15 protein-coding genes are annotated in these 17,308 nt (G+C 72.8%); 7 read left to right on the forward strand and 8 right to left on the reverse strand.

Features of this window, described 5'->3' with window-relative positions; translation table 11 throughout:
* Nucleotides 1–181: 181 nt before the first annotated feature.
* Nucleotides 182–2,005 carry a discoidin domain-containing protein gene (locus QBL25_RS30715; protein ID WP_409062828.1) on the reverse strand — a complete coding sequence of 608 codons (1,824 nt, stop codon included), beginning with the start codon at nucleotides 2,003–2,005 and terminating at the stop codon, nucleotides 182–184.
* Nucleotides 2,006–2,202: 197 nt separating this feature from the next.
* Nucleotides 2,203–4,017, reverse strand: coding sequence for a coagulation factor 5/8 type domain-containing protein (locus tag QBL25_RS30720; RefSeq protein ID WP_409060188.1), 1,815 nt, complete (start codon nucleotides 4,015–4,017; stop codon nucleotides 2,203–2,205).
* A gap of 390 nt (nucleotides 4,018–4,407) precedes the next feature.
* Here QBL25_RS30720 and QBL25_RS30725 point away from each other — a divergent pair, with 390 nt between their 5' ends.
* Entirely contained in the window at nucleotides 4,408–5,460 is a 1,053-nt protein-coding gene (locus tag QBL25_RS30725) for a LacI family DNA-binding transcriptional regulator (protein ID WP_409060189.1), read from the forward strand.
* A 24-nt stretch (nucleotides 5,461–5,484) separates the two neighbouring features.
* Here QBL25_RS30725 and QBL25_RS30730 read toward each other — a convergent pair whose 3' ends face one another.
* Both QBL25_RS30730 and QBL25_RS30735 read right to left on the reverse strand, forming a co-directional pair.
* The gene (locus QBL25_RS30730) at nucleotides 5,485–5,973 is read right to left on the reverse strand and encodes an ATP-binding protein (RefSeq protein WP_409060190.1); all 489 of its coding nucleotides are present in this window, start codon (nucleotides 5,971–5,973) and stop codon (nucleotides 5,485–5,487) included.
* Between the two features lie 8 nt (nucleotides 5,974–5,981).
* Nucleotides 5,982–6,845, reverse strand: a complete 864-nt coding sequence (locus tag QBL25_RS30735) for an MEDS domain-containing protein (protein ID WP_409060191.1) — start codon at nucleotides 6,843–6,845, stop codon at nucleotides 5,982–5,984.
* Nucleotides 6,846–6,973: 128 nt separating this feature from the next.
* Here QBL25_RS30735 and QBL25_RS30740 point away from each other — a divergent pair, with 128 nt between their 5' ends.
* Nucleotides 6,974–7,882 (forward strand): aminoglycoside phosphotransferase family protein, encoded by a 909-nt coding sequence (locus tag QBL25_RS30740; RefSeq protein WP_409060192.1) that lies wholly within the window; start codon nucleotides 6,974–6,976, stop codon nucleotides 7,880–7,882.
* Nucleotides 7,883–7,942: 60 nt separating this feature from the next.
* Here QBL25_RS30740 and QBL25_RS30745 read toward each other — a convergent pair whose 3' ends face one another.
* The 4 genes from QBL25_RS30745 to QBL25_RS30760 all read right to left on the reverse strand — a co-directional run bounded on the left by QBL25_RS30745 (nucleotide 7,943) and on the right by QBL25_RS30760 (nucleotide 12,206).
* A complete protein-coding gene (locus QBL25_RS30745) occupies nucleotides 7,943–9,880 on the reverse strand; it encodes an ABC transporter permease (protein ID WP_409060193.1) in 1,938 nt (645 codons plus the stop codon).
* Between the two features lie 174 nt (nucleotides 9,881–10,054).
* Nucleotides 10,055–10,879: a molybdate ABC transporter substrate-binding protein gene (gene modA, locus QBL25_RS30750; RefSeq protein ID WP_409060194.1), complete on the reverse strand. Its 825-nt coding sequence runs from the start codon at nucleotides 10,877–10,879 to the stop codon at nucleotides 10,055–10,057.
* A gap of 25 nt (nucleotides 10,880–10,904) precedes the next feature.
* On the reverse strand, nucleotides 10,905–11,312 hold the full coding sequence (locus QBL25_RS30755) for a helix-turn-helix transcriptional regulator (RefSeq protein WP_367045637.1): 408 nt from the start codon (nucleotides 11,310–11,312) through the stop codon (nucleotides 10,905–10,907).
* Between the two features lie 87 nt (nucleotides 11,313–11,399).
* On the reverse strand, nucleotides 11,400–12,206 hold the full coding sequence (locus QBL25_RS30760) for an arylamine N-acetyltransferase family protein (RefSeq protein ID WP_409060195.1): 807 nt from the start codon (nucleotides 12,204–12,206) through the stop codon (nucleotides 11,400–11,402).
* Nucleotides 12,207–12,463: 257 nt separating this feature from the next.
* Between QBL25_RS30760 and QBL25_RS30765 the strand changes: the two genes are divergently transcribed.
* From QBL25_RS30765 to QBL25_RS30785, 5 genes are all read left to right on the forward strand, one after another.
* A complete protein-coding gene (locus tag QBL25_RS30765) occupies nucleotides 12,464–13,618 on the forward strand; it encodes an epoxide hydrolase family protein (RefSeq protein WP_409060196.1) in 1,155 nt (384 codons plus the stop codon).
* Nucleotides 13,619–13,741: 123 nt separating this feature from the next.
* Complete coding sequence (locus tag QBL25_RS30770) at nucleotides 13,742–14,974, forward strand: enterochelin esterase domain-containing protein (RefSeq protein ID WP_409060197.1); 1,233 nt, start codon at nucleotides 13,742–13,744, stop codon at nucleotides 14,972–14,974.
* Between the two features lie 118 nt (nucleotides 14,975–15,092).
* Nucleotides 15,093–15,473 carry a cell division protein SepF gene (locus tag QBL25_RS30775; protein WP_365819508.1) on the forward strand — a complete coding sequence of 127 codons (381 nt, stop codon included), beginning with the start codon at nucleotides 15,093–15,095 and terminating at the stop codon, nucleotides 15,471–15,473.
* 307 nt (nucleotides 15,474–15,780) lie between these two features.
* Nucleotides 15,781–16,947, forward strand: a complete 1,167-nt coding sequence (locus QBL25_RS30780) for an ATP-binding protein (RefSeq protein WP_409060198.1) — start codon at nucleotides 15,781–15,783, stop codon at nucleotides 16,945–16,947.
* Nucleotides 16,944–17,267 (forward strand): nucleotide pyrophosphohydrolase, encoded by a 324-nt coding sequence (locus QBL25_RS30785; protein ID WP_409060199.1) that lies wholly within the window; start codon nucleotides 16,944–16,946, stop codon nucleotides 17,265–17,267. The genes QBL25_RS30780 and QBL25_RS30785 overlap by 4 nt, the downstream gene beginning before the upstream one ends.
* The last annotated feature ends 41 nt before the right edge of the window (nucleotides 17,268–17,308 follow it).

Below are 17,308 nucleotides of genomic sequence, written 5' to 3' on the forward strand. Positions count from 1 at the left end.
CTCCGGCGGCTTCGGCGGCTTGGCGGTTCCGGCTTCGGAGGAGCGGGATGTGGGGTCACGTGAACTCCGATCGGTGATGTGGTGGGGCCGCTGTGGGGTGTGCGATCCGATCTGCGGTGTGTGAGAGAGGAGAAGCGAAAGAGGGGGGCACCCACCCCGGGGCGCGGGTGCCCCTGGGCCGTCAGCCCTTCTGTTCCACCCGCACCCAGTCGATCTCCGCCTTGACCCCACCCGCCGCGATCTTGTCGACGCTGGACTGCGGGAGGCCCCAGTACGGCTGGGTGACCTTGTTCCAGCCGGCCGGGTAGGCGCCGCCGAGGGCGAGGTTGAGGATGACGTACTGGTCGTGGTCGAAGACCCACTCGCCGCGGGTCGACTCCAGCTTGCTGCGCGTCGTCTCCTGGACGAGGCGGTCGTCGACGAAGAAGCGCATGCCGGTGGGGGTCCACTCCACCGCGTACGTGTGCCACTGGTCGGCGGTGCCGCCGCCCGGGTAGGTCTGGCGGGCGCCGATGTTGCCGTCCGCCGAGTAGCCGGGGCCGTGCAGGGCGGAGCTCGTCCAGTCCGCGTAGCCGATGTTCTCCATGATGTCGGTCTCGCCGGACGCGGGCCACGAGACGTCCGGGTCGTCCACGTCGCTGCCCAGCATCCAGAAGGCGGGCCAGAACCCGTCGCCGACCGGCAGCTTCATCCGCGCGCTGACCTTGCCGTACGTGAAGTCGAACTTGGTGTTGGTGTCGATGCGGCCCGAAGTGAAGTCATAGGTGCCGCCGCCAGCGGAGGTGCAGTTGTCGCAGTACTTCGCCTCCAGGGACAGACTTCCGTTCTGTGTACGGATGTTGTTCGTCGAGTCGACGTACGCCTGCGACTCGCCGTTGACCGACCCCATCTCCAGACCGGTCCTGACGACCCGCCACTTGGAGCGGTCCAGGCTCGCGCCGGTGAAGTCGTCGAAGAACGTCGTACGGTACGACCCCGACTGGTCGCCCGGCAGGGCCGGATACGCGGCGGACGCGCTGCCGCCCGTGCCCCACACCTGGAACTCGTAGAGCGAGTAACCGAATTGGGCGGTGGCGGGTGCCGGGTTGTGGAAGGACCTGCGCTCCTTGCCGAGTATCCGCACATAGCGTCCGGTCGCGGGCTGCGCGAGCCGCACGCTGTCGTGCAGACCCACCGCGTCGCCGGGCGACGTGACGTTCGCCCGCCGTGCGGCGACCTCCGACGCGGAGGGCCTGTGGACCGTGCGCCAGGTCTGGTTGTCGTCGGAGACCTGGAGCTCGTAGTCGACGGCGTAGGCCGCCTCCCAGTACAGGTCCACCGTGTCGATCGTGGAGCGCGCCCCCAGGTCGACCGAGATCCAGCGGTTGGCGTTCCAGTCGCTCGACCAGCGGGTCTGATCGGCCTTGAGGCCGGCGGGCCAGCCGCCGTCGGTCACGAAGGACGGCGCGTTGCCCGCGTGCTGATAGCGGTTGGTGTACGCGGGATGGTGCAGGGCCAGGTTCGAGCGGGTCGTCGAGGCCGGGGCGGGCGCCCCGCCGTAGATCTTGAAGGCGTGCAGCGAGTAGCCGTAGGGCGTGGCGCGTTCGACGCCGCGCATCCTGACGTAGCGGCCCGTCACTTCCTGGGGGTAGGTGTGGGCGGTGACGGAGCCTCCCGTGCCCGCCGTCTCGGTGTAGAAGGGGGTCCAGTCGGTGCCGTTCTTCGAGACTTCCAGGACGTACTTCTTGCCGTAGGCGGCTTCCCAGTCCAGGACGACGCGCTCGACGCGCAGGGTGGTGCCGAGGTCGACGCGGATCCACGCGTCGTCGGCGAACTGGCTCGACCAGCGGGTCGACGCGTCGCCGTCGAAGGCGGCGCCCGGGCCCGCGCTGCCGGGCTCGTTGCCGGACGCCGTCGCGGAGGCCGGGTCGGCGGTGTACGCCTCGGCGGCGCGGTCGGTGTCCCAGGCCGCGGCGGCCACCGCGCCGGGCGGGTCGGCCGGGGCGGCGGACGCGAGTCCGGCCATGAGGGTCAGGACGCAGGCCGTCGCGAGCGCGACGACGGGGGTGAGTCTCTGTCTTCGTGACGTGCGGGAGGTGCCTGAGGTGCCGGAGCGCATGGTGCTCTCCTTGCGGGTGGACGGGGGTGACGGGGGTGACGAGGGGGCGAGAAGGGAGGAGAAGGGAGGAGAAGGGAGGAGAGGGGAGTGCGAGGGGGCAGGGCTCACGGGTAGGAGACCACCGTGGACGGCACCGTGTCGGAGCCCGAGGTGGGCGCTCCGGTCGAGTTGATGACGTGCGCGTACTGGCCCTTGCCGCCGAGCGAGACGACGAGCAGGTGGTGGAACTTCACCCCTGGCTTGTTGGGCGCGGCGAAGCCGTGCTCCTGCACGATGGACGGGGCGACGTTGTAGTAGCAGTAGCTGCCCAGCCCCCAGCCCTCGTGGGTGTTGACCGAGTCGGCGACCTTGTACGAGGCGAAGCCCCTGATGCCGCCGTTCTGGATGGCGGCCTGGTTGGGGGCGTCGTACGCCTTCTCGTTCTGGTAGAAGATCGTGCGTCCGCGCTCGCCGTTCCACTGCACGTCGTACTTGTTGAAGTGCTCCACGAACAGGCCCGTGGCCAGCACGTCCGCGCCGTTGACGACGACGCCGTAGTCGGCCCGGTTGGTCTCCCAGCCGACGCCGTCCCCGTGGTCGGCGCGCCAGATCCAGGTGTGGTCGACGATGGTGTGCCGGCTGTTGACCACCATGCTCGTGGTGGCCTTGCCCGCGCCCGCGCCGCCGATGCGGATGAAGACGTCCTGCACGGTGGTCGGGTTGCCGACGTGCGAGGCGCTCGCGCCCGAGGGGCCGACCTCGACGAGCGTCCGGGAGTTCTGCGGCCCGGCGTCGACGAGGAACCCGGCGAGCCGCACTCCGTCGACGTCGGCGGTCTTCACCGCGGTGACCCCGCCGTCGGGGATGAGGGTGGCGTAGCCGATGCCGAGGACGACGGCGTTCGCCCGCTTGACCTCGATGGGCCGGTCGAGGTGGTAGATGCCGGGGGTGAGCAGGAGGTTCAGCCCCTGGGCGAGCGCGGCGTTGAGGGTGGCCGCGCTGTCGCCCGGCTTGGCGACGTAGAAGGCGGACAGGGAGAGCGCCTGGCCCTGCGGGGTGCCGCGGCCCCAGCTGGTGCCCCGGGCGTTGGTGCGCAGGGCGGGCAGGAAGACCTTGTACTCGGCGCCGTCCAGGTAGAGGAAGGGCTTCTCGCGGGAGTACGGGGTGTTGTTCAGGGTGGTGTAGGGCGGGTTGGGGAAGGAGTCGGCGGGAGCGCCCTCCACCCCGGAGAAGACCATGTTCCACACCGCGTTGAGCCAGCCGCCGACCGAGCTGTCGCGGGTGTACCACTGCTGCTGGGAGTACGGCTGGACGGTGCCGTCGATCCGGCTGTCGGCGATGTAGCCGCCGCTGGCCCAGCCGTAGCCGTTGGGCGCGAGGTTCAGGTCGCCGCGCACGTGCATGCGGCGGAAGGGGGCCGCCTGGGAGACCGCCCAGCGGTTGCCGCCGCTGACCGGCGAGAGGGAGAGGTTCTCCGCCGAACGCCAGAAGTTCTGGGTGGCGTTGCCGTTGAACCAGCCCGCGTCGACGGTGACGTCTCCGTTGAAGTGGGTGTCGTCGGGGGAGAGGCCCAGGCCCATGATCGAGGTGTAGAAGCCGATCTGGGCGTTGAGGCCGTTGTAGGTGCCGGGCTTGAACAGCAGGGCGTAGCGGCCCGTGCCGAACTGCGCCGACTCCTGCTTCTTGAAGATCTCGTCCAGTTTGCCCTGGATGCCGCCGGTGGACGGGTCGAAGATGATGACGTTCGGGCCGAAGTCGGGGGCCAGGGCGTTCGCCGGCTGCGGGCGGCGGGCGGCGGGGACCTGCGCCGGGGCCGAGTCGGGGGCGGCGACCGCCTGGGAGGCGAGCAGGCCGGTGGCCGGGACCGCCAGGGCGGCGGCGAGCGCGGAGCGGCGGGAGAGGGTGGACCTCGCGGCGGGCGAAGGCTGGTGCTCGGACATGACAAGTCTCCCTGTGGCTGCGTGATGGGTGCGGCGGAGTGCGGGTGGTGGGGGCGGCGCCGCTCCGGAACGGATGGGGCAGAGCGGTGCCGTAGGCGTCCGGTCTCCGTTCAGGACCTGAACGGTGATCGCTGAGAGAGCGCTCTCTCGCGTTGGATAGTTGTGTCTGGGGCCAGACACGTCAAGGGGGTGCGCACGATGTCGCGCTGACTCGGTGGGGAGAAGTCAACTAGGTTCCTCTGTGCGCAAGTTGACGCCAATCGCTCGTACGTGAGTGATATGTCCCGCCCGGTCGGCCACCGAGCAATGCCCCTTCCCTGGTCGCGAGTTGATGTCCCATCAGGCGCGGAGGGCCGAACGCGCGCCCACCCCGGTTGCTATAAAGACCCCGTGACTGCCGATTCTCTGCGCCCCGCCCGCCCCGTGACCCTGGAGGACGTGGCCAGGACGGCCGGGGTGTCGCGCGCCACCGTCTCCCGGGTCGTGAACGGCGCGCCCACCGTCGACCCGGAGCTGCGCCGCAAGGTGGAGGAGGCGGTCGAAGCCACCGGCTACGTCCCCAACCAGGCCGCCCGCTCCCTGGTGACCCAGCGGACCGACTCCATCGCCCTGGTGGTGTCCGAGCGGGAGCGCCGCCAGGTCGAGGCCCCCTTCGTCGGCCGGATGTTCACCGACCCCCACTTCGGGCGCGTGGTCGGCGGACTCCTCGACGTGCTGCGCCCGGCCGGGGTCCAGATGGTCCTGATGCTGGTCGACGACGACGCCTCGCGCGGCCAGTTCCTGTCGTACCTGCGCCAAGGTCACGTGGACGGCACGGTGCTCGTCTCCTCGCACGCCTCCGATCCGCTGCCCCGGCTGCTCGCGGAGACCGGCCTGCCCGCCGTGCTCGCCGGGCGTCCGGCACAGGCGGTCCCGCTGCCGTACGTGGAGGTGGACCAGCGGGTGGGGGCGCGGATGGCGGTCGACCGGCTGGTCTCCGGGGGCCGTCGCAGGATCGGCGGTGTCGCCGGACCGCAGGACATGCCGGCCGCCCAGGAGCGTCTCGAAGGGTTCCGTGCGGCGCTGGCCGCGCACGGCATCACCGACGCGCCCTGGGTGGAGGCGGACTTCACCCGGGTGGGCGGCGCCGAGGCGACGGCACGGCTGCTCGCCGGACACCCGGATCTGGACGGCGTGTTCGTCGCCTCCGACCTGATGGCGCAGGGCGCACTCCAGACCCTGCTGCGGGCGGGCAGGCGGCTGCCGCGCGACGTGGCGGTGGTCGGCTTCGACGACAGCGAGGCCGCCAGGGCCTGCGAGCCCGCGCTGACCACGGTCCGCCAGCCGGTGGAGGAGATGGCCGCCGAGATGGCCCGGCTGCTGCTCGGCCGGATCAAGCGGCCGGGAGAGGTGCCGCTGTCGATGGTGTTCCGTCCGGAGCTGGTGGAGCGGGCCTCGGCCTGAGGCGCGGTGGCCGTGCGGACCGGCTCAGGACAGCAGCGCGACCAGGGTGACCCGGGTCCCGGTGGCGCAGACCGCGACCTCGAAGCGGTCCGTGAGGGCCTGGGCCAGCCACAGGCCGCGGCCGCTCTCGGCCTCGTCGGCCTCGGGCAGGGTGGCCGACGCGCACGGCTCCGCCCGGGAGAGCCCCGGACCGCTGTCCGCGATGACGCACCGCAGCCCCTCCGCCGTGTGCGCCAGCTGGATGCGCCCCTTGCCGCCGCCGTGCACGACGGCGTTGCTCGCGACCTCGTGCACCGCGAGGACGAAGTCGCTGAGCCGGGGTTCGCACAGGCCCGCGTCCTCGGCCCGGCGGGTGACCTGGAAGCGAAGACGCGCCAAGTCGGCCATGGTGAAGGGCAGTTCGAGAAGGGTCGTCGGCCCCGGTGCGGCGACCGGGGTGTCGTCGATGTGCTCCCGCCGCAGGGCGGGGTCGCCGCCGTTGTCGTCGTTGCCGATACCGCGGTTGAGGATCACGTCGCGGATCACCCTTCGCCCAGGACCAGTTGAGGAACGTCGACGGCTCCGCAGAGCCGTATCAAGGTGTCCTGCTCAGGCCGGGAGCGGACCGCGAGGAGGTGGTCGCGGGGCAGCAGACCCGCGAGCCGCACCAGCGTCGACGCGGCGTGTGCGTCCATGAAGCACAGCTCGGACAGATCCAGCACCCGGGGCCGGCCCGGGCCGGTGAAGGCACGCGTCAGCGCGGCGTCGAACTCCTCGCGCGTGGCGAGGTCGGCGTCTCCGGCGATCCGCAGCCGCGTGTCGCACCGGCTGATGTCCAGGGCGCCCAGGCGCCGCAGGACCTGCTTCGGGTGCGCGTGGCGGATCCGGTCGAAAGCGTCGTCGCCGAACTTGCGCCGGTCGTACTCGCAGATGGCGGTGAAGCCGATCTCGGCGAAGAGCGGCGAGAGCTCCCTCTCGTACGCGGCAAGGACGTCCGGGTCGACGCCCGGTTCGGCGGCCCAGCCCATGTCGCCGACCACCCGGATGCCGGAGAAGCCGTCGTGCCGCGCCTTGTCCGTCATCTCCACCCAGGTGTAGGCCCGTTCGGCCGGGTCGAATCCGGTGGCCCGGTCGTACCCGGGGACTTCGTTGACGACGGCGAGGCGGCCGTCCATGAGTGCCGGGCCCAGCGGGAAGCCGCCGGAACTCAGCCGCTCGGCCGCGAGGGCGGGGGTGGTGGCGCGGTCGGTGAAGAAGACCACCTGCTCGCCGCGCGACAGACCGATGTCGGCGTACGCGGCACGGAGTTCCCAGCGGGTTTCGTCGTCGTCGAATCCGAGGCAAGCGTGGTCCCCGGAATTCAGACGGGTGACGGAGACCGTCCTGGTCACAGAACTGGCATCCATGGGGCAGAGCCTAGGGTCCGCGCGAGGCGGCACGGCCTTCGTGATCACTGTTGACTGAAGTCGTTCCAATCCCTCGACAACTCGATAATTCGTTGCGCGACGCGATGGCAGGAGGTGATGATCCCCGCATGGTTACGACTCCTCACGACGGCCGCGCGGGGATCGACGCGGCGCTGGTGAGGCGTCTGGTCGCCGCGCAGTTCCCGCGGTGGAGCCACCTGCCGGTGCGGCCGGTGGAGGTGGACGGCTGGGACAACCGCACGTACCGCCTCGGTGATGCCCTGACGGTCCGGCTGCCCACCGCGGCCGGCTATGTCCCCGCGGTGGCCAAGGAGAACGCCTGGCTGCCCCGGCTCGCGCCGTCCCTGCCGGTCGCCGTCCCGTCCGTCATGGGCGAAGGCGTCCCGGGCGAGGGCTATCCCTACCCGTGGTCGGTCCGCGGCTGGCTGGACGGTGAGACGGCCGCTCCCGGGCGCATCGACGACCTGACGGGGTTCGCGGAAGCCGTGGCCGCGTTCATCCTCGCCCTCCAGCGCTGCGACACCGCCGGAGGCCCGCTCGCCGGCGAGCACAGCTGGTACCGAGGAGCGTCACCGGCGTACTACGACGAGGAGACCCGGCGGTGCCTCGCCGCGCTGGCAGGGCGCGTCGACACGGACCGGGCGGCGGCCGTCTGGGAGGCGGCCCTCGACGCCCGGTGGCACGGGACGCCGGTGTGGTTCCACGGCGACATCGCCCCCGGCAACCTCCTGGTCGCCGACGGGAAGCTCACCGCCGTCATCGACTTCGGCACGTCCGGCGTCGGGGACCCGGCCTGTGATCTGGTCATCGCGTGGGGGATGTTCTCCGGCGAGAGCCGTACGGCGTTCAAGCGGGCCGTCGGCCACGACGAGGGCACCTGGGCGCGGGCCCGGGGCTGGCTGCTGTGGAAGTGCCTGCTGACCCTGACCGAGCACATCGACACCGATCCCGGGCGGGCGGCCGTCGAACGACGGCTGATCGCCGAGATCCTGACGGACCACGAGCGCTTCGGCTGACACGGCCCGCGCGGCAGGGGAGCCGGGCCGGGGAGCCGGGGCCGGGAGCCGGCCCGCGCGTCAGGTGGGCACGACCGTCGTCTCCGTCGCCTTCACGCTGGTCCACACCGGCGTCCCCTCGGCGAGGCCGAGCTCGGCCGCGGCCTGCGGGGTGATCTCGGCCACGAGATCGGGCGCCCGGGTCGAGGTGATCAGGAGGCGGAGCCTGCTGCCGCTGGTGGTGATCTCGCGGACGGTGCCGGGCCAGACGTTGCGGGGGCTGCCGGTGGGCCGTTCGCGGTGCACGGAGACCGCCTCCGGGGCGATGATCGCCAGCGCCTCGGTGCCCGGCGCGAGCGGGTCGGCGGTCACGAGGGTCCCGCCGCCGGACAGGGCGAGCCCCTCGGGACCCGCGGTGCCGGGCCAGGCGTTGCGGCCCAGCATCCGGGCCACCCACGGGGAGCGGGGGTGCCGGGTCACCTCGGCGGGCGCGTCGTCCTGGAGGGCGAGCCCTTGGTCCAGTACGAGGACGCGGTCGGCGAGGGACACCGCCTCGACGGGGTCGTGCGTGACGATCAGGCAGACGCCGCCGAAGGTGTCGAGGTGCGTGCGCAGGGTGTGGCGTACATGGGCCCGGGTCGTCTGGTCGAGCGCGGCGAGCGGTTCGTCGAGCAGGAGCAGCCGGGGCCGTGCCGCCAGCGCCCGTGCCAGCGCCACGCGTTGGGCCTGACCCCCGGAGAGCTGGGCGGGCCTGCGGTGCGCGAGGTGGCCGACGCCCAGCCGGTCGAGCCACTCCTGCGCGCGCCGCCGCGCCTCGGCCCGCGGCACCCCAAGGGCGCGCGGCCCGTACGCCGTGTTGGCGAGGGCGCTCAGGTGCGGGAACAGGGCGCCGTCCTGCGGGACCCACGCGACGTGGCGGCGGTGCGGCGGCAGCCCGGTGACGTCGGTGCCGCCGAGCCGCAGCGCGGCGTGGGCGCGCGGGGTCAGCCCGAGCAGCGCGCGCAGCAGCGTGGTCTTGCCCGCGCCGTTCGGCCCGACGACGGCGATGGTGGTGCCCGGTGCGGCATCCAGCGTGAGCCGGTTGAAGCCGGTCACCTCGGCGTGCAGGGACCAGCGCTCCGGCGAGGGCGACGCGGGCGCCGCCGCCGCGGGGTCGGGGAGCGCGGGCGGGGCCGTGTCGTCCGGCGGCGGTCCGGAGCGACCCCGGCGGCGGCCGCCCGCGCCCATCCAGCGGCCCCGCAGCGCGACGAGCACCGCCATGGCGATGGCGAGCAGCAGCAGCGACACGGACGTCGCGGCCTCGGGGGAGTCCTGGAGCAGCAGGTACACCTGGAGGGGCAGGGTCTGCGTGGTGCCGGGCAGGTTGCCCGCGAAGGTGATGGTCGCGCCGAACTCGCCCAGGGCCCGCGCCCACGTCAGGGCGGCTCCGGCGACCAGCCCCGGCGCGACCATGGGCAGCGTGACGGTACGGAAGACCCGGAGCGGTGAGGCCCCCAGGGACGCCGCGGTCTCCTCGTAACGGGGGCGGAGGCCGCCCAGCGCGCCCTCCAGGCTGATGACGAGGAACGGCATCGCGACGAACGTCGCCGCGAGCACCGCGCCGGACGTGTGGAACGGCAGGGTGATCCCGAACGTGTCCTCCAGCCACGGGCCGAGCAGCCCGCGCCGCCCGAAGGCGAGCAGCAGGGCGACGCCGCCCACGGTGGGCGGAAGCACCATCGGGAGCAGCACGAGGGAGCGGACCACGGCCTTGCCGGGGAAGTCGACGCGGGCGAGCAGCCACGCGAGCGGCACCCCGAGCAGCAGGGAGAGACCCAGCGCCCAGAAGGAGACGACGAGGGACAACTTCAGCGCCTGCGTGGTTCCTTCGCCCGTCAGATGGGTGCCGAGCGCGCTCCATTCGGTCCGCCAGAGAATCCCCAGCAGCGGCAGCAGCAGGAAGGCGACGGCGAGCAGCGCCGGGATCGCGAGAGCGACCGGGGTGCGGGGGCCGGCGGTGCGGCCGCGCGGGCTTTTCATCGTGGTCCCTGGGGGTGCTCGGGATGGTTCGCGGGGTGAGGGGGCGTCAGGGGCGCTCCGGGAGACGGCCGGTGCGCCCCGACCGGGGAGGCGGCCGGCCCCCTCACCCCGCCGGGTGTGGCCACGCCCGCACGGGGGAGGCGGTGGCCTCCGCCGCGCGGACGCGGCTGCGGGTCACGGCTTCTCGAAGCCGGCGTCCCGCAGGATCTTCTGTGCGGCGGGCGTGGAGAGCCACTTCACGAACGCGGTCGCGGCCGCGGCGTGCTCGGAGGTCTTCAGGGTGGCCGCGGGGTAGTCGGCGATCGCGTTCTCGCCGTCGGGGATCTTGATCGCGTCGACCTTCCCGGTCGCGGTCGCGGCGTCGGTCCTGTAGACGAGACCGGCGTCCGCCTCGCCCAGTTCGACCTTGCTCAGGACCGCGCGGACGTTGGGCTCCTGCGAGACCGCCCGCACGTCGATCTTCTGGTCGTCCAGGATCTGCCGGCTGTAGCGGCCGACCGGTACCTCGGGTGCGGCGAGCACGACCTTCAGCCCGTCGTCCGAGAGGTCCTTGAGCGCGTCGACCTTCTTCGGGTTGCCCTCGCCGACCGCGATCACCAGGCGGTTCTTGGCGATGACGGCCGGGGTGCCGGTGTCCGCCTTCAGACCGTCCATGGTCTTGGTGTCGGCGGTGACCAGGGCGTCGGCCGGGGCGCCCTGCTTGACCTGGGCGGCCAGCTCCTGGGACCCGGCGAAGGAGAAGGTGACCTTCGTCCCCGGGTTCTCCTTCTCGTACGCGGCGCCCGCGGTCTTGAAGACGTCGGTGAGCGAGGAGGCGGCCAGGACCGTGAGGTCGGCCTTCGGGGCGGCGGTGCCGGCGGGCTTCTCGCCGGCGTCGTCCTTGCCGTCGTCGTTGCCGCAGGCGGCGAGCGGGACGAGCAGCGCGGCGGTCAGTACGGCGGCGGCGGTGCGGCGTGCGGCGGGGGTGCGGCGTGCGCCGGTGGTGCGGGTGAGCGACATGAGCGGGGAACTCCTAGGGCGAGGGTCAGGTGCGGTCGATGTGCACGCTGGTGGACTTCACGCGGGCGGTCGCCTGCATGCCGACCTCCAGGCCGAGCTCTTCCACGGCCTCCCGGGTCAGGAGGGAGACGAGCCGGTGGGGACCTGCCTGGATCTCGACCTGGGCCGCCACGTCGCCGAGCTTCACGGCGGTGACGATCCCGGGAAAGGCGTTGCGGGCCGAGGTGTAGGGGACGTCGTCCTCGCCGTTGCCCCCCTGTGCCTGCCCCTGCGCGACCTCGACGGAGAACGCGGCGAGGTCGCGGCCGTCGATGAGCCGACGGCCGCCCTCGTCCCGGTGGGTGGCGACCCGTCCGGCGTCGGCCCAGCGACGGGCGGTGTCCGGGCTGACGCCGAGCAGGCGTGCCGCCTGTCCGATGGTGTAGGACTGCATGCGCGACACGATAGGCCGCTCCGCCTGGCATCTACAACACTTCTGGGGCTTTCTCCATGGCAGATGCCACCCCGTTTGGAGGAAAGGTCAAGAGCCGGTGCCGCCCTCGGGAAACGCGGCTGCCCGCACGTGCGGCACCTGCTCCAGGGTGATGCCGAAGTGCGTGGCGTACGCGTCGAGCACCTCCGCGTCCGTGGCCAGCTCGGCGGTGTGGCGCTCGCCGGCCGTCGTCGTGGTCAGGGTGCGTCCGCTGAGGGTGATCCGTCCGCTCCCGGTGAGCATCGAGCAGACCAGGGACCGCGTGAAGTGGGACGCGGGTGAGGTGCGGTGCCACCACGCGCCGGCCGTGAAGTCGCCGAGGGCGCGCGGGCGCGGGTCGGCCACGTACTGCTTCTTGCCGTCCCTGCTGACGTCCAGGTCGCCCTCCTCGGTCTCGGTGACGCGGAAGGTGCCGCCGGGGTCCTGCTGGTCGCCGCGCTCGCCGTGGACCAGCGGAAAGTGGCTGTGGGTGCCGAAGCCGACGTCCGCGAGCAGGTCGCCGCCGTCGGAGGTGCGCACGCGCAGCGCCATGTGGTCGTACGGGATCCCGGGCTTGCCCGCGTCGTCGTACACCCGGGCCTGCAAGAGCGTGACCTCGAAGCCGAGCGCGGTGAGCAGCGCGGCGAAGGCCCCGTTGAGCTCGTAGCAGAAGCCGCCGCGGCGGGCGCCGACGACCTTCGCGACCAGGGAGTCCTCGATCAGCTCGATGTTCTCGCCGAGGTGGATGGAGAGGTTCTCGAAGGGGACGGCACGCAGGTGGGCGAGGTGCAGGTCGCGCAGGGCCCGCGTGGTGGGGGCCGCGGGGCGCTCGGCCCCGATGCGGCGCAGGTAGGCATCCGTCTGGTCAAAATCCATGACCGGATTCTTGCGCGTCACGCATCATGGCCCTGCCCGCCGCACTCCCGCCGTACCGCCGTCGCTCCCGCACTCCCGCGCTCCCGCCGTACCGCCGTCGCTCCCGCCGCGTCGTCGTCGCTCCCGCATTCCCGCCGTACCGCCGTCGCTCCCGCACTCCCGCCGTACGACCCTCGCTCACGCCCTGCCGCCGTCACCCAGCCGTCGGTCCGTCCCGCGGCGCTCTGCCGTCCCTCGCCTCCCGCACCGAAGGAACCATGACAGCCGAACCCGCTCCCTTCCGGACCTCCGTCTCCGACGACGTGCTGGACGACCTGCGCACGCGTCTGCGGCGCACCCTCTTCACGCGGCCCTGCGACTCCGCCTACTGGGCCGCGGGCGTCGACCCCGGCTATCTGCGCGCACTCGTCGCCTACTGGGCCGACGATTTCGACTGGCGCGCGGCCGAGGCGCGGCTCAACGCCTTCCCCCAGTACGTCGCCGAAGTCGCCGGTCGGCGGGTGCACTTCGTCCATCTGCGGGGCCGGCGCCCCGAAGGCGCCCCCGCGCCGCTGCCGCTGATCCTGAGCCACGGCTGGCCGAGCAGCTTCGTCGAGATGCTGCGGGTCGCCGGACGCCTGGCCGACCCGGCCGCGCACGGCGGTGACCCGGCCGACGCCTTCGACGTGGTGATCCCCTCGCTGCCCGGTTTCGTCCACTCCGAGCTGCCGCGCGAGCCGTTCACGCGCAGGGGCGTCGCCGAGATCTGGCACGAGCTGATGACCGGGACGCTCGGCCACGCACGCTTCGGGGCCTTCGGCGGCGACATCGGCGGCGGGGTGACGCAGTGGCTCGGTGCCCTCTATCCGGGGGAGGTCGCCGGGGTGCACGTGACGTCCGCGGTGATCACCGAGCAGTTCGACGCGGGACCGCCGACCCCCGAGGAGCGGACGTTCCTCGACGCCTTGGACGCGTACGACGCGACCGACCAGGGCTACAGCGAGATCATGTGTACCCGCCCCGACACGCTTGCCGCCGCCCTCATGGACTCCCCGGCCGGGCTCGTGGCCTGGATCGCCGACAAGTACCGCGACTGGAGCGACTGCGGCGGCGACCTGGAATCCCGCTGGGACAAGGACGCCCTGCTCACGGTCGCGACGCTCTACTGGGCCACCGGCAGCATCGGCTCGTCCTTCCGGCAGTACTACGACTACCCCCGGAACAAACCGGTGCCGCCCGTCACCGTCCCCGCGGCCGTCACCCTCAGCCATGAACCGGCGTTCGCGGACTTCCCCCGCAGCCTGGCCGAGCGGACCTTCACCGACCTGCGGCACTGGAGCACGCCCAAGCGGGGCGGGCACTTCATGGCGCACGAGGAGCCGGACCAGGTGGCCCGGGAGCTGCGGACGTTCTTCCGGCCACTGCGGGGCTGATCCGGCCCGCCGGGCGGCGCTTCCCACCTCTTCGATGCGACTTAGGTTAGGCTTGGCTAAGTTGATGTTGTCGTGGGCTGGGCCAGGAAGGCGGGGAACGATGCGGGTCCTCTTCGTGTGCGGATGAGCGTCACCACGGGGGTGTACGCGGCCGACGCGGCACCCCGCAGGATCGCGGGCCCCGTGCCCCTCGTCGAGCGCGCCGCCGCCCGCGCCGCCGAAGCGGGCGAAGCCGGACGTGCCGCCGTCCTGGAGGAGTTCTGGACGGAAGCCGCGCGCCGCGGCACCCCGCTGGTCGAGGCGCTCGACGACGACCCGGACCACTGCGCCGTGACGTTCCTGTGGCGCGGCCACCGCGCCACCCGGCAGGTCCTGCTGCTCGCCGAGGGCCTCACGGACCCCGACGATCTCGCCGCGTCCCTCCTGAGCCCGCTGCCCGGCACGGACATCTGGCACCTCACCCACCGGCTGCGTGCCGACCACCGCGGCTCCTACCGCATGGCCGCCGACATCTCGCCCGGCCCGCCGCCCGCCTCCGCCGAACTCCTCCGGCGGCGGCTGCTCTCCCTGTCCGCGCACGCCGCGCCCGACCCGCTCAACCTCCGTCGGACCCCCGGCCGCCCGCCGGACCGCGACACCTCCGTCTTCGCGCTCCCGCAGGCCCCCGCGCGGTCATGGACCGGGCGGCGCGGCGGGGTGCCCCGGGGGCGGGTCGAGCGGCACCGGCTGCCCGCCGGGGTGCTCGGGGTCGAGCGGGACGTGTGGGCGTACCTCCCGCCGGGCGGCGCGGATTCGCGCCTTCCGGTGCTCGTCCTGCACGACGGCGACCTGTGGTTCGGGCGGCTCGCCTTCCAGGACACACTGGACGCCCTCGTCGCCGACGGCGCGGTGCCGCCGCTCGCGGTCCTCGCCCCGGACGCCGTCGACCGGGCCACGCGGGACCGGGAACTGGCCGCGCCCGAAAGCCAGGTGCGCTTCCTCGCCGATGAACTGCTGCCCTGGGCGGCGGGCCGCTGGCCCCTCACCACCGACCCCGCGCACACCCTCGTCGCGGGCCAGGGCCTGGCCGGACTGGCCTCCCTGCACGCGGCTTTCCTGCGGCCGGATCGCTTCGGCACGGTTCTGGCCCAGTCCGCGCCCGTCTCGCGCCTCGACGCGGGCGCCGTCCCCTCCGCCGCCGTGCGCCTGGACGTCGGACTGCGCGAGAAGGAAATTCTTGACCACCATCGCGATCTGTACGAGACGCTGCGCTCGCACGGCTGTCCGGTGACCCTGAACGCGTACAACGGCGGTCACGACTGGGCCTGTTGGCGCGCCTGTCTCGCCGAAGGGCTTGTGGGACTTCTGGGACACTGAGCCGCCGGCCCTGGCACACTGGTCGGCCCGCCCCGTGTCGCTGTTGGGCCGAACGGGTGAGGTCGCGTAAGAATGAGCCGGTGCAGATATCGAGTGCGAGCCAGGACGGGGTGGAGCGTTGAACAGCCACGACGTCACCGATGAACAGTGGGAAGGGCTCGCCCAGGTCGTACCGCTGCGCAGCCGCAACGAATGGCCGTCCTGGCCCGGACACCGCGCGATGCCCGACGCGGAGACCGAGGCGCGGCGGCGTTTTGTGGTGATGCGGGTGAACATCTTCGCGGACGCCCGCGAGGTGGCCGAGACGGTCATGGCGCAGATCCCGGTCCTGCTCGACCTGACCGGGGCGGAGACGGACGTCGCCAAGCGCGTCCTGGACTTCAGCAGCGGCGTGGTCCTCGGGCTCGGCTGCGGGATGCACCGGGTCGACAAGAACGTCTTCCTGCTCGCGCCGCCCGGCACCGAGGTGCAGGGGCTGGTCGCGGCGGCGCAGTCCTGAGCGGGAGATCGTCGCTCGCTGGGTCTGTGGGTCTGTGGGTCTGTGGGTCTGCGGGTCTGAGGGTCTGTAGGTCTGAGGGTCTGTGCGTCGGTGGGCTGTGCGTCCGTGGGTCCCTGCTTGCCTGTGTCCGTGCGTCTGTTGTCGTCGTGCGGCGCGTCCGTCACGTTCGGCATAGGGCGGACGCATAGGCCAGACGCATAGCCGCTCGCGGGCGGTGCCGAGGCCGCTCCTCGCGGAATCCCTCATTCGTAGGAAGGTCACCTGGACGGAACGGTTCGCCGGTCGCGCCGCCGCCTACCGTCCGGTCATGACTGAGCACCTCCCGGAAGCGGGCACCGGGCCATCCGCGGGTCCGGACCGGAGCCGCGTCACCGAACTGCGGCTCTCCGCTTTCGCCTCGCACCGGAGCGCGGTGTTCCCGCTGGGCCCGCTGACCCTGGTCACGGGGCCGAGCGGGAGCGGCAAGTCCACCGCCCTCGCCGCGTACGAGGCGCTCGCGCGGCTCGGCGCCGGCGAGGAACTCGTCGACGTCTTCGCCGATCCCGTGGCCTGCGTACCCGACCGCGCACGGGGTGACGGCCAGCAGCGGCGCGGATTCCGGATCGGCTGCACGGTCGAAGGGCCCGTCGGGGCGGTGCGCCTCGACGTCGCCGTCCAGGCGGAGCCCGAACTGCGCATCGTGGGCGAGCGGCTGACCTGCGGCGGGCTCGCCCTCCTGGAGACGGCCCTGCGCGATCCGGGGCGCCGCGCGGTGCAGGCGGCCTGGCACACGGCCGGCTCGACCCCGGTGACGCGCGGTCCCCTGCCCGACGACCGGCTCGGCACGGCGCTGCTCCCGCTGCGCGTCGCGGGCAAGACCGCCGGGCAGCGCCTGGTGCTCGCGGCGGCCGAGCAGGTCGTGATCGCCCTGCGCTCGGTGTTCCCGTGCGTCCCGCGCCCCGGACTCATGCGGCTGCCCGTGCCGCCGGGGTTGATGGGCGCGGGCCGCCTCCTGAGCGGCTGCGACAACCTCGCCGAGGTCCTGCTCCGTACGCGCGCGGAGTGCGGCCACCGTCATGCGCGGCTGGTGGCGGCGGCGCGGGCGGGGTGCGCGGGGCCGGTCGCCGACGTGGTCGCGGAGGTGGCCGACGACGGGTCGGTGCAGGCGCTCATCGACCGGGGCGGCGGGGTCAGGTCGCCCGTCGGGCGGCTCGGCGACGGCGAGTTGCGGTATCTGGCCCTCGCGTTAGTGCTGCTCACCGGGCCCGGTGTCCTGGAGGTGGACCCGGTGGCCGAGGTGCCGTCGGCCTACCAGAACCTCACCGTGCTCGCCGACGGCCTCGACCACTGCCTCGACGAGCGGCAGAAGCGCGCCCTCGCCGAACTGGCGGCGCGTACCTGCGAAGGCGGGCACATCCGCCTCATCGGGACCGTGAGCGACGCGTCGTGGGCCGCTCTGGTGGGCGGGGCGACGATGGTAGACCTGGGTGCGTGACGGAACTTGATGTAGCGGGACTACAGCGCAGGCTGGCCGACTTCGCGGCGAAGCGGGACTGGGAGCAGTACCACACGCCGAAGAACCTGGCCGCCGCGCTCAGCGTGGAGGCCTCCGAACTGGTCGAGATCTTCCAGTGGTTGACCCCGGACGAGTCGGCGCGGGTGATGGAGGACCCGGATTCGGCGCACCGGGTGGCGGACGAGGTCGCCGACGTGCTCGCCTATCTGCTCCAGTTCTGCGAGGTGCTCGGCATCGACGCGCTGGCGGCCCTCGCCGCGAAGATCGACCGGAACGAGCGGCGCTTTCCGGCGAAGTGACACCCGCACCAGAAGTGACAGCCTCACCAGAGGTGACACCC

The organism is Streptomyces sp. SYP-A7185 (genome assembly GCF_046103685.1).
Classification (GTDB): domain Bacteria; phylum Actinomycetota; class Actinomycetes; order Streptomycetales; family Streptomycetaceae; genus Streptomyces.

What these genes read in the sequence shown, in the direction of transcription:
- QBL25_RS30715 (WP_409062828.1), bottom strand. Translation starts at nt 2,005, where the DNA reads ATGGCCGGACTCGCGTCCGCCGCCCCGGCCGACCCGCCCGGCGCGGTG.
- QBL25_RS30720 (WP_409060188.1), bottom strand. Translation starts at nt 4,017, where the DNA reads ATGTCCGAGCACCAGCCTTCGCCCGCCGCGAGGTCCACCCTCTCCCGC.
- QBL25_RS30735 (WP_409060191.1), bottom strand. Translation starts at nt 6,845, where the DNA reads ATGGATGCCAGTTCTGTGACCAGGACGGTCTCCGTCACCCGTCTGAAT.
- QBL25_RS30740 (WP_409060192.1), top strand. Translation starts at nt 6,974, where the DNA reads ATGGTTACGACTCCTCACGACGGCCGCGCGGGGATCGACGCGGCGCTG.
- QBL25_RS30745 (WP_409060193.1), bottom strand. Translation starts at nt 9,880, where the DNA reads ATGAAAAGCCCGCGCGGCCGCACCGCCGGCCCCCGCACCCCGGTCGCT.
- modA (WP_409060194.1), bottom strand. Translation starts at nt 10,879, where the DNA reads ATGTCGCTCACCCGCACCACCGGCGCACGCCGCACCCCCGCCGCACGC.
- QBL25_RS30755 (WP_367045637.1), bottom strand. Translation starts at nt 11,312, where the DNA reads ATGCAGTCCTACACCATCGGACAGGCGGCACGCCTGCTCGGCGTCAGC.
- QBL25_RS30760 (WP_409060195.1), bottom strand. Translation starts at nt 12,206, where the DNA reads ATGGATTTTGACCAGACGGATGCCTACCTGCGCCGCATCGGGGCCGAG.
- QBL25_RS30765 (WP_409060196.1), top strand. Translation starts at nt 12,464, where the DNA reads ATGACAGCCGAACCCGCTCCCTTCCGGACCTCCGTCTCCGACGACGTG.
- QBL25_RS30770 (WP_409060197.1), top strand. Translation starts at nt 13,742, where the DNA reads ATGAGCGTCACCACGGGGGTGTACGCGGCCGACGCGGCACCCCGCAGG.
- QBL25_RS30780 (WP_409060198.1), top strand. Translation starts at nt 15,781, where the DNA reads ATGACTGAGCACCTCCCGGAAGCGGGCACCGGGCCATCCGCGGGTCCG.